General features: G+C 26.7%; 10 protein-coding genes. 2 read left to right on the top strand and 8 right to left on the bottom strand.

The window, feature by feature from the left end:
- Positions 1–235: 235 nt before the first annotated feature.
- Positions 236–1,213, top strand: coding sequence for a type I phosphomannose isomerase catalytic subunit (locus RGC78_RS07845; RefSeq protein WP_309556374.1), 978 nt, complete (start codon positions 236–238; stop codon positions 1,211–1,213).
- Between the two features lie 171 nt (positions 1,214–1,384).
- On the opposite strand, the gene RGC78_RS07840 is transcribed toward RGC78_RS07845, so the two are convergent.
- Positions 1,385–1,945: a class IV adenylate cyclase gene (locus RGC78_RS07840; protein WP_252211855.1), complete on the bottom strand. Its 561-nt coding sequence runs from the start codon at positions 1,943–1,945 to the stop codon at positions 1,385–1,387.
- 162 nt (positions 1,946–2,107) lie between these two features.
- On the opposite strand from RGC78_RS07840, the gene RGC78_RS07835 reads away from it, so the two are divergent.
- Positions 2,108–3,148 (top strand): nucleoid-associated protein, encoded by a 1,041-nt coding sequence (locus tag RGC78_RS07835; protein ID WP_252211856.1) that lies wholly within the window; start codon positions 2,108–2,110, stop codon positions 3,146–3,148.
- A 242-nt stretch (positions 3,149–3,390) separates the two neighbouring features.
- On the opposite strand, the gene RGC78_RS07830 is transcribed toward RGC78_RS07835, so the two are convergent.
- The 7 genes from RGC78_RS07830 to argH all read right to left on the bottom strand — a co-directional run bounded on the left by RGC78_RS07830 (position 3,391) and on the right by argH (position 12,470).
- On the bottom strand, positions 3,391–5,106 hold the full coding sequence (locus RGC78_RS07830) for a sensor domain-containing diguanylate cyclase (RefSeq protein WP_309556372.1): 1,716 nt from the start codon (positions 5,104–5,106) through the stop codon (positions 3,391–3,393).
- A gap of 297 nt (positions 5,107–5,403) precedes the next feature.
- Complete coding sequence (argF, locus tag RGC78_RS07825) at positions 5,404–6,324, bottom strand: ornithine carbamoyltransferase (RefSeq protein WP_309556371.1); 921 nt, start codon at positions 6,322–6,324, stop codon at positions 5,404–5,406.
- Between the two features lie 140 nt (positions 6,325–6,464).
- Positions 6,465–7,640: an aspartate aminotransferase family protein gene (locus RGC78_RS07820; protein ID WP_309556369.1), complete on the bottom strand. Its 1,176-nt coding sequence runs from the start codon at positions 7,638–7,640 to the stop codon at positions 6,465–6,467.
- Positions 7,641–7,663: 23 nt separating this feature from the next.
- Complete coding sequence (gene argB, locus RGC78_RS07815) at positions 7,664–8,518, bottom strand: acetylglutamate kinase (RefSeq protein ID WP_309556368.1); 855 nt, start codon at positions 8,516–8,518, stop codon at positions 7,664–7,666.
- A gap of 102 nt (positions 8,519–8,620) precedes the next feature.
- Positions 8,621–9,844, bottom strand: coding sequence for a bifunctional glutamate N-acetyltransferase/amino-acid acetyltransferase ArgJ (gene argJ / locus RGC78_RS07810; RefSeq protein ID WP_309556367.1), 1,224 nt, complete (start codon positions 9,842–9,844; stop codon positions 8,621–8,623).
- A gap of 201 nt (positions 9,845–10,045) precedes the next feature.
- Entirely contained in the window at positions 10,046–11,080 is a 1,035-nt protein-coding gene (gene argC / locus RGC78_RS07805; protein WP_252211862.1) for an N-acetyl-gamma-glutamyl-phosphate reductase, read from the bottom strand.
- Positions 11,073–12,470 carry an argininosuccinate lyase gene (gene argH, locus RGC78_RS07800; protein ID WP_309556366.1) on the bottom strand — a complete coding sequence of 466 codons (1,398 nt, stop codon included), beginning with the start codon at positions 12,468–12,470 and terminating at the stop codon, positions 11,073–11,075. Before argH ends, argC begins: the two co-directional genes overlap by 8 nt.

Raw genomic sequence — 12,470 nt, 5'->3', positions numbered from 1 at the left:
GACAAGCAGTAAATAGGACAATACTCATTAAGAATTCTCAAAGTCCAATTACAATGCCACCTTACATATTGCATATATCAACACGCATTTAAAACAGAGCCTAATTATATAATGAACGTGTGAATTCTTCGGAATTCACATTTTTTAATATATAAGAAATTTTTATTATATTATAGTTAGTATATAATATAATTATAATGATTAGAAATACTAATATATTCGATAGGAGGACAATATGTATCCAATTAAATTTAAAAATTTATACTATGATAGAATATGGGGCGGAAATGCTCTAAAAAAATTTAGAAACAATATTCCAAATGGAGTGATAGGGGAAAGCTGGGATGTTGCATGTCATCCAAATGGAGTAGGTGAAGTAGAAAATGGAAACTTAAAAGGTAAAAAATTTGATGAGATAATTAATGAATTTAAAGAAAAACTTATTGGCGAAAAAATAGATATAGAGAAATTCCCTTTATTAATTAAATTAATTACATCTGGAGATAAACTATCAGTTCAAGTTCATCCAAATGACGAATATGCAAATAGAGTAGAAAATGAATTTGGTAAAACTGAAGCATGGTATGTTATTGATGCTGAAGAAAATGCAAGCTTAATAGTTGGCACAAAGGATTGCGATAAAGAAATATTTAAAAAAGCTATTAAAGGCGGAAATTTAGATAAATATTTAAATAAAATACCTGTAAAAAAAGGTGACTTTTTTTATGTACAAAGTGGATTGGTTCATGCTATATGTGAAGGTGTTTTAATAGCAGAAATTCAACAAAGTAGTGATATTACATATAGAGTTTATGATTATAATAGAGGCAGAGAAATACATGTAGAGAAAGCTCTAGACGTTATTGATTTTTCTTTAGAAGGAAAGAACTCAAAAGGAATTTTAATAGAAAAAGAAAATTATAAAAAAACTTATCTTTGCTTAAGTGATTATTTCACAATTCAAAAATATGAAATAAATAATTATGTTAAAGAGGAAAGTGATGAAGATAGGTTTTATTTATTTACATGTGTAGATGGCTGCGGAACTATAAAATATAAAAATGGTGAAGAAAAGATAGCTATGGGAGATAGTATATTCATACCTGCAACTATGGGAGAATATGAATTAATAGGAAACTTCACATTATTAAAGAGCTATGTACCAGATGTAGAAAAAGAACAAAATGAAATTTTAAGCGTAATAAAAAGATAAGGCTGTGTTTTAGTAAGGTTTTGATATATACATAAGTAAAATGGACTAAGTAATTAAACTTAGGAATGCTAAAATGAGTATAGCCCATTTTAGCTTGCTTCTAATGTCAAATTGAGACAATCAGTAAATAAAAGTCCAAGCTGGTGACTGTCACCAGCTTGGACTTATTTTTTAAATTCCTTTGGGGGAATTTGGTGTAAAGCCTCTTTCTGCTAAAATATCGTAAATCGTTTGAGAAGTAGTATCTTCTAGAGTATAACCTAGTAATTTAACTACTTTATCTAAATTTTCTTCAGAAGTTGTTTCTATTTCTAAATATGGAAAAGGGCAAAATTTCTTTTCATTTATATCTATTTCAACTAATGAATTAAATATTTTATAGCTTTCTCTATATTTTTTATTAGATTCTTTTAATTTTAATCCTAAAGATAAAAAAATACCTTCTGCCATTTTTTTATCATTAACTATAACTTCATTTTCTTCCATGACTTTAAAGCGTTCTTGTGAAAGCATTTTTTTTGTTGTCATATAATAAACTACTTTATTATTTATGTTGTCAGTTACTGTTCTTATACGAGCATACCCTTTATTATTTAAAAGTTTTCCATCCTCAAAATCGTAAATATCATTAATTTGATCTTCTTTCTTTATATTTTCTGCTCCATTGTCTATAAGAATTTTTCTAATATTGTCTATATCTATATCCATAATTCTAGTTTCAATTTCTTGCATATATACTCCTCCTATATTAAAATTTTAATGCAAATTAAAATTTATGTTTTAAAAATCTAGTTTTATAATTTAATGTTATAATATAATTCTGAGTAATGCTAGTATCATAAGAATTATTTTGATATTTATGCTAATAATTAATTATATAGGGAGTAGATAATCATGGAATATATAAATGAAATTAATATAAATGAAGCAGTAATACATATATTGGATAGAAATGCATCGGAACCTGTCCTAAATGAATTTACATTGGAATTAAATGATGAGATATATAAATATTTATATAAGCATTTAGAAAAATGTTTTAAGGATGAAGAATTAAAATCAGGTGTATTTATTCAAGGAACTAATAGTGTTAGAGAATCTGTACAAGATTATTTAAATGGAATAGATGATGATTTTATTACTTTATCAAAAAAATTGGCAAGACAGCTATTTGTAATTATGCAGATGGATGAAAATATAGAATCATGTGATTTGATAATAGTATCAATAACTACAGATAAAGGTCCTATGATAGGTGTTCTTAAATTGGATTACATAAAGAATTTCACCCATGAAATTCAGTTTATAGATGAAAAAATAGGAATAGGAATAGTGCCTCAAAGTGCTGGACTTCCAGGTGGCGGTCAAAAAATACAAAAAGCGGCATTCATAAAGCCTTTTAGAGATGACGATAGATTTAACTTAATGATATTAGATAAACAAAGAAAAAGCAAAGAAGATAATGAACTTGGAATAAACTATTTTGTTAATGATTTTTTATACGCTAAAGTTATTACTAATGAAAGAGATATGACAAAGACATTTTTAAAAGCCACAGAGGATTGGACTAGAAAAAATATATCCAATGATGCATCAAAGGCAGAGGAAATTAGAACAACAGTTAAAAGTAAACTAAAAGAAGAAGATAGTATTAATATAGATGAATTATCACAAGAGCTTTTTAAGGAAAACTCAGAAGAAAAAGTGAATTTTTCTAGCTTTGTTAAAGGAAAGGGCTTAGATGGAGAAGTAGTAGTTGACAAGACTTGGGTAGAAAAAAAATTAAAAAGAGTTAGATTAAATATAGATAAACAAATTGATATATATTTAAATGAGGAAGTATATCATGATGAAAGTAAATTTGAAATTCAAAGAAATGGTGATGGAACAATAAATTTAGTTGTAAAAAATGTTATGAATTATATAGAAAAGTAATATTAAATTTACAAGAAATAAAATAAGTTATAAAATTTTTATAGTTTAGAAAACTAATCAAATTTAAGCTTAGAAGAAATTTAGTTGAGAATTGAAAGTGGAAAGTAGGGAGTTGAAGAAAAAACTCCGTAATTGGATTAAAAAAATACATATTCTTTAGAAAGTCTTGATGACTTTTAAGCAAAACTTTCAACCCTCAACTAACAAAGTGTGGTGTAGCCACTTTGTTTTCACACAATATATTAAAATAAATATTTATTATATAAAATTTTTTTTGTTTCTCTTTTATCTATATACATTAATTTATCAGCTCTTGTTAACAAATCAGTTATTTTATTATCTTCATTAATTTTAAAATTATCATATCCTAAAGCTACGCTTATTTTTAAATTGGAGTTTAAGTTGAATTTATTAATAGAATTATATAAATCAGTTATTTTATTTTCCAAGGAACTTTGAGAAATATCCTTTACAATAACAATAAATTCATCTCCACCTGTACGATAGGAACTACCAATACTATTAAATGTATCTTTTAAAATCTTAGCAAATGAAATTATAACGGTATCTCCACTATCATGACCTAAGTTATCATTAACAAACTTTAAGTTATTTAAATCCATTGATATACACCAAATTGAAGAAAAGTCAGTGATGTTATTATCTATAAAAGTAATCTTTTTTTCAAAAGCAGCTCTATTTTCAAGTTCTGTAATTGTATCTGTAAAAGCCATTTTTTCATAAACATTAGATTTAATAGATAATTTATAATAATGAAAGTATTTGTTAATAACATACCATAATTGTATTACTATAAATATCAACACACCTGCTTGGAATAATATACCGTAGTAATGTGGTATATGAACATAAAATAATACTATATCTATTGATGTACCAATTATCATAGGAACTATTGAAATAGTAAAACATTTACTACTAAAAGATCTATCATGCCAAGATAAAATCATAATATAAAGTGATAAAATACCATTTAACATTATTAATATATGAGAAATAATTAGCATACTTCTTAAATCTAATATACCCAATAGAGTAAGCAATGATTGCATAATAAAATTAATAATCATTGAATAAGTAGTTATTAATAAGGGTTTTGTATACTTTTTATTTGTAGTTTCTATCATTATCATGACTATTGGAATTCCAACTAACATTAAAGACATAAATGTTAGATTATTAAGCAAATAAGTATTTGGAATTAATATTTGCATAATATTTGTTTCTGAAATTGCATATATAGAAGATAACAATGCAAATATACCTATATATAGTAAGTGAAATATATTCTTATGACTTTTATAAAATGCAATTCCGGATATAACAAATATTGATAAGGTAAAAGTTATAAGCAAAAAAATAATTACATAATTTAATACTTGAGAAGAAATTAAATTATGAATTATAGAAGTTTTAGTACCTATTATTGGAGTTTTAATATCATAAGGTAATGAAAAATTTGATTTCATTTCAACAACAAATTTAAGTTCTTTATCCTTTAGATTGCGACCTAAAGGTATCATATATATAGTGTTAGAGCCTTTATTGCTTAATTTTTCATAATCACCAAAATTAGAAGTATATATTAAATTATTATCTAAGAATACATTTACATTGGAGAAACCTATACGTAAACATAATGTATCAAAGTTTTCATCTAAATCTTCAGTTAATACTTTAGAAAAAGAATAAGTATTATTGTGATGATATTTAAGATTCATAGGAAAGTTAACAATAGTTTTAGTATTGTTATGTAAAGTTTTTAAATTCCAATTATCTGATAAAGTTATTGCATTATCATCAATGTATTTAGTTTTATAATCTGGTTTAAAACGCAATGATGAAACAATTGATAAAAAAAATATAATTAAACAAAAAACAATTAAGTTTAAAGTTACTTTTTTATTTAGAATGTTCCTATTAATAAATTTTTTCATTTAATCACCACCTAACACCACATTAATTTAATTAATATAAACTTATGTAGTTTACTATAACGTATATAAATTTAGTATGAATTTTTTAATATATTATTAGTGTGTTATGTTTTTTTTATATTATTATAAAAATTACTTATATAGTAAATTATATCATATTTGGTAATATACATGTATACACAAATGTACATAATTATGCAATGGAAATGTAAAATAATAGAAAATGGTATATTTAAAAGAGATAGCTAAGCTTATTAAAACTTAACTATCTCTTTTAGTAAAAAATATTTTTAATAATTATTTCATCAATTTAACAAGTACAGCTTTTTGCGCATGTAGTCTATTTTCAGATTCATCAAATATTTCTGCTGAATGTTCTTCTAAAACTTCTGCTGTAATTTCCTCTTCTCTATGAGCAGGTAAACAATGTAGAACAATTGCATTATTTTTAGCAAAACTCATTAATCTATCATTAATTTGAAATCCATCAAATGCCTTTAGCCTTAAAGTTTGTTCATCTTCTTGTCCCATACTTGCCCAAACATCTGTAATTATTACATCAGCATCTTTTGCAGCTTCAAAAGGAGACGTAGTAATATTTAAATTAACATATTCTTTTTTTGCGATATCTTTAGCTCTAGATAAGTAAGTATCATTTATTGTATAATCTTTTGGTGAAGCAATTGAAAAATTCATTCCAACTTTTAGACAACCAATCATTAAAGAATTAGCCATGTTGTTTCCATCACCGATAAATGCAACATTTAAACCTTCAAGAATATTTTTATATTCTCTAATTGTCATTAAATCAGCTAATACTTGGCATGGATGTTCATTATCAGTTAAGCCATTTATTATAGGTATTGATGAATATTTAGCTAAAGTTTCAATACCATCTTGAGAAAAAGTTCTGATCATTATTCCGTTTAGAAATCTGGATAAAACTCGTGCAGTATCTTCAATAGGTTCCCCACGCCCTATTTGCAAATCTCTATTACTTAAAAACAATGCATTTCCTCCTAATTGATACATACCAACCTCAAAAGAAACTCTAGTTCTAGTTGAAGATTTTTCAAAGATCATTCCTAAACTTTTCCCTTTTAAATGCTTATGTTCTATTCCATGCTTTTGTTCATATTTTAATTGATCTGCTAAATTTAAAATTTCTAAAATTTCTTCTTTAGATAAATCATCCATTTTTAATAAATCTTTTTTCATATAAAATATACCTCCGTTTAATAATTATAAATTTTTGGCTATGTTTCAGGAGAGTGTTGATATATGCAATAGGCAAAGTTCAATTACTCAGTCCGTTTTGATTATGTATATATCAACACATATTTAAAATATAGAAGTAGTTATATATTTAATACATCAAGCAGAATATCTAATCCTTTTTTTAATTCACTTTTAGAGATTACTAAAGGTGGTAATAATCTGATTACATCTTTTCCAGCAGTTAATACAAGAAGCCCTTTTTTTAGAGCTTCCTTTTGAATTAAAGAAGGTGAGATATCGGTTTGAATTCCAATCATTAATCCCATACCTCTAATTGATAAAATATGAGAATTATTAGATTGTTTTAATATATCTTTAACATAATTTCCTTTTTCAGATATTTCATAAAATGAATTTTTATTACAAAGATTATCTAATACAACTAATGCACCAGAACAGACAACTGGGTTTCCACCAAAGGTTGAACCATGATCACCTGGAGTAAAAACATTCTCAACTTTTTTAGAACAAAGAACAGCACCGATTGGTAATCCTCCGCCTAAACCTTTAGCAACAGTAACTATATCTGCTTTAACATCAAAATTATTAAATCCAAACATTTTACCAGTTCTAGCAATTCCGCATTGAACTTCATCAAATATAATTAAAATATCATTTTCATTGCATATTTTTACAACTTTTTGTATAAAATCTTTATCGAGAGGAAGAACACCACCTTCACCTTGAATTGCTTCAAGCATTATGGCACAAACATCAGAAGTAAGGTGATTCTTAAAATCTTCTATATCATTAGCTTTTACATAATCAAATCCTTCTGTAAAGGGGTAGAAGTACTGATGAAATTTTTCTTGTCCAGTAGCTTTTAATGTAGTTATAGTTCTTCCATGAAATGATTGTACTAATGAAAGAATTTTATTCCTACCATTACCGTATTTATCGTAGCTATATTTTCTAGCAAGTTTAATTGCTCCTTCATTAGCTTCTGCACCAGAATTTGCAAAAAATACTTTGCTCATATTAGATATTTCAGTTAATTTTTTTGCTAATTTAATAGTAGCATTGTTATAAAATATGTTTGAATTATGTTGAAGTGTTTTTAATTGAGAAGTTGTAGCTTCAACCCAATCTTTGTGATTGTAGCCTAAACTATTTACACCAATTCCACTTGTAAAATCTAAATATTTATTATTATTTGTATCATAAAGATAAACTCCATCACCATAAGACATTACAGGTTCTAAAAAGTTGTAAGAGTTTACTAAATGAGTTTTTGCTTCATTAAAATTATAATTCATAGTAATAGCCCCCTAAAGTAATTTTAATAAATCATTGTTCCGATACCTTCATTTGAAAATAATTCTAAAATAAGTGAATGGGGAACACGTCCATCAATTATATGAGCTCTTTGAACTCCCATTCTTATTGCTTCAACACAGCAATCAATTTTAGGTATCATTCCGCCTTGTACAATACCCTCTAAACAAAGTTTTGGAATTTGATGTAACCTAAGTACAGTAAGTAGAGAAGTAGGATCTTTAGAATCTTTAAGTACCCCAGGAACATCTGTAAGTAATATTAAATTTTCAGCATTTAATGTAGAAGAAATTTTTGATGCACATATATCAGCATTTATGTTATATGCCTTATTGTCATCTTCGCCTAAAGCAACACTTCCTACAACAGGAATATAGCCTGCATTTAATACAGTCTTTAATATATTAGTATCTACATTTGTTATTTCTCCAACATAACCTAAGTCAACATCTTTTTTTATTTTTTTAGCTCTTATAAGAGAGCCATCCATACCACAAAGTCCAATGGCCTTGCCACCAAATTTTTCAATTAAAGAAACTAAGTTTTTATTTACTTTGCCGCCTAATACCATTTGTACTATTTCCATTGTATTTTCATCTGTATATCTTAATCCATTTATGAATTCACTTTTTTCACCTAATCTATTTAAGAAGTCTGAAATATCAGGTCCGCCTCCATGAACTACAACTGGATCTATACCAACACATTTCATTAAAATTATATCGCTTATAACAGTTTCTCTTAGTTCATCGCTTATCATTGCATTTCCACCGTATTTAACAACTATGGTTTTTCCATAATATTTTTGGATATAAGGTAATGCATTTACTAATATTTCAGCTCTTTCATTATGATTCACTTAAAATCGCCCCCTATATTTTAATGTTCAAGAAATTATAGAAATTTTCAAGATTTAAAGGTGATACAATCTAAGTTTATTAAAATATGATGCAATCACGTTTTAACTTCTATATTCACCATTTATTTTTACATAATCATAACTTAAGTCGCATCCCCAAACACATGCATTAAAGTCACCTAAGAATAAATTTACTTTAATTATAATTTCATCTTGTAATAAAATTTCTCTTGCTTTTGCTTCATCAAAAGGCAAAGAAGACCCATTTTCACAAACTTTTATAGAGCCAGACGAACTTTCGAAATAGACATCTACCTTTTCAGGATTAAAATCAACTTTTGCATAACCAAGGGAACATAAAATTCGTCCCCAATTAGCATCACTACCGAAAATAGCTGTTTTAACTAAATTAGAATTTATTACGCTTTTACCAAGTTTTACAGCATCTTCTTCTGTAGAAGCACCAAATATTTTACATTCTATTAATTTAGTAGCTCCCTCGCCATCTTTAGCTATTTTTCTCGCAAGTTTTATATTTAAATCATTTAGTGCTTTTAAGAAAAGCTCATAATTACTATTTTTTTCTCTAATAATTTTATTTTCTGCTAGACCGTTAGCTAAAATAAGAACCATATCATTAGTGCTAGTATCACCATCTACACTAACTCTGTTATAACTTAAATTTACACTAGTTTTTAATGCTTCATCAAGTAGCTTAGGGCAAATATTTAAATCAGTAGTTATAAATGAAAGCATAGTTCCCATATTAGGTTCAATCATTCCAGATCCTTTTGCCATAGCAGCTAAAGTTACTTTTTTATTATCTATATAAAATTCTAAAGCTAATTGTTTTTGAAAAGTATCAGTTGTCATAATAGCAGATGCAGCATCGTGATAACCTTCTTTAGATAATGATTCTGTAAGAAGAGGAATACCAGATTTTATTGCATCTATATTAAGTGGAACTCCAATTACACCAGTAGAAGCAACTAAAACTTCATCTGTTTTTAGTTTTAATTCTTTGGCTTGAAGATTGGCAGTTTTTTTTGATTTTTTTAACCCATCTTCACCATTACATGTATTAGCATTACCACTATTAATTATTATTGCTCTTGCTTTTTTATTAGTTAAATGTTCTTTAGTTATATAAAGTGGTGCCCCTTTTACTTTATTTTTTGTATACACTCCAGCTCCGTTAGCATCAACCTCTGAATAAATTAAAGCTAAATCTTTCTTCATAGTACTTTTCTTTAATCCACAATGTATGCCAGAAGCTAAAAATCCTTTAGGAGAAGTAACTCCTCCATCAATATAATTAAATTCCAATTTTATAACCCCCTTGTATAATGTAGCCATAATATTTGATAGAAAACTTAATTCAATTCTAACGAAGATTACAGCCAATCATGATTTTATTATTAATTTATATTTTGTTATTGTGTAGATATATGCAATATGCAAAGTTCAATTACTCAGTCCACTTTGTTTATGCATATATCTATACTTTTCAAAAATATTGTTAATCTATTAAAATGCTGGTGAAATTAAGTTTAGTCCTTCATTTTCTTTAAAGCCTAAAACAATATTCATGTTTTGAATGGCTTGCCCAGCAGCCCCTTTAATCATATTATCTATTGCACTTATAATTATTATTTGATCTTTTCTGTGATTTAAGTGAAGTGAAATATGGCAGTTGTTTGATAATTTCACATTTTTTATTGAAGCAATATCTCCTAAAGGTAACACTTGAATAAACTCTTTATCTTTATAAAAATTTGTATACAAGTTATGAATAGAATTAATATCAACTTTTTCTTTAGGAGTACAATAAATTGTAGATATTATTCCGCGATTTATTGGAAGTAGGTGAGGAGTAAAAGTAATGCTTACATTAGTTTTAGCAATAGTTGAAAGTATCTCTTCTATTTCAGGAGTGTGTCTATGTTCACCAATTTTATATGGAGCAAAATTTTCATTTTCTTCAGGAAAATGTGTATTTAAACTTAATGATCTTCCAGAACCAGTAGTACCAGATTTGGAATCACATATTATTCCTTTTGGTTCGATTAAAGAATTTTTTAATAAAGGCATCAAGCCAAGTTCTATACTTGTTGGATAACATCCAGGATTAGCAATTAATGAAGAAGTTTTTATTTTTTCTTTATTTAATTCAGGAAGTCCATAAATGCTTTTATTATGAAGCTCAGGCTCAGAAAAATTTTTTCCATACCAATATTTATATTCATGTTCATTACTTAATCTAAAATCTGCTCCCATATCAATACAAATTTTATTATTCCCTATTATTTTTTTTGCTATACCTTCACTTAATCCATGAGGTAATGCAGTAAATATAACCTTACTTTTTTCAATAACTTCATCCATATTTGTACATATTAAATTAGTTTTACCTAAAAAATTTTTATATATAGTGTCAATTTCCTCTCCATTAAAAGAAACGGAGCTTATAGCTCCAATTTCTATTTTAGGATGATTTAATAATATTCTTAATAATTCAACACCAACATAACCAGTTGCCCCAATTATTCCAACTTTAATCATACATTTCATCCCCTTTGAATTGGTGTATAAATTTTTTTAGTTCCATTATTTGAAATTTTACTGATTCACTAGAAGGACCACCTATTACATTTCGTTCCTCTACACAAGTATATAAATTTATAGCTTTATATACATCATCTTCAAAAATAGGAGAGTAGTATTTTAATTCTTTAAGAGTTAAGTCTTCAATCATTTTAGTATCTTTTATACACTGAAGAACTATTCTTCCTACTATTTCATGTGCATCTCTAAAAGCACATCCTTTTTTTACAAGATAATCAGCTAAATCAGTTGCATTAGTAAAACCTAATGCTGCACTTTTTTTCATGTTATCTTTATTTACTTTCATGGTTTTAATCATTCCAGAAAAAGTTTTTAGTGATAAGGTAACAGTATCTAAAGCATCAAATAATGCTTCTTTGTCTTCTTGCATATCTTTGTTATAAGCTAAAGGAATACCTTTCATTACAGTTAAAAGTGTTATGAGATCACCATAAACTCTACCTGTTTTACCCCTTATTAATTCAGCAACATCTGGATTTTTTTTCTGCGGCATAATACTACTTCCAGTACTGTAACCATCATCAAGTTCAATGAAATTAAATTCTCCTGTACACCAAAGAATAATTTCTTCAGAAAATCTAGATAAATGCATCATTATTAGAGAAAGTACAGATAAAGTTTCAATTACATAATCTCTATCTGAAACAGAATCTAAGCTATTTAATGTAATTTTAGAAAAGCCAAGATTTTTAGCAACCATGTTTCTATCAATTGGATAAGTAGAAGTAGCTAAAGCTCCACTACCCAAAGGCATTTCATCAACCCTTTTGTAAGCATCATTTATTCTACCAATATCTCTTTTAAACATTTCAGAATAAGCCAAAAGATGATGAGCAAATGTTATTGGTTGTGCTTTTTGCATGTGAGTATATCCTGGCATTATAGTTTCTATATGTTCTTTAGACTTTTCTAATAAAACTTCTTCTAAATATAAAATATCTTTTTTTAAGTTTACAAGTGCCTTTTTTAGATATAATCTTAAATCTAATGTTACTTGATCATTTCTACTTCTTGCAGTGTGAAGCATTTTTCCATATTCACCAATGTAATATGTTAGAGTACTTTCTACAAAACTATGAATATCTTCAGAGGTTAAATCTACATTAATAACATCATTGTCCATTCTTTTTAAAATTTCTAAAAGACCTGATGTGATTTTTAAACTAGCTTCTTTTGATATTATATTTTGTTCTCCAAGCATTGCAGCGTGAGCTAAACTGCCTTCAATATCTTCTCTATACATTCTTGAATCTACATTTATAGACGAATTAAAATCATTAACTAATTTATCAGTACCCTTTTTAAATCGTCCACCCCAAAGCTTCAT

This window comes from Clostridium aquiflavi, assembly GCF_031344075.1.
In the GTDB taxonomy this organism is placed as follows: domain Bacteria; phylum Bacillota; class Clostridia; order Clostridiales; family Clostridiaceae; genus Clostridium; species Clostridium aquiflavi.
This window is presented reverse-complemented; position numbering and strand designations above follow the sequence as displayed.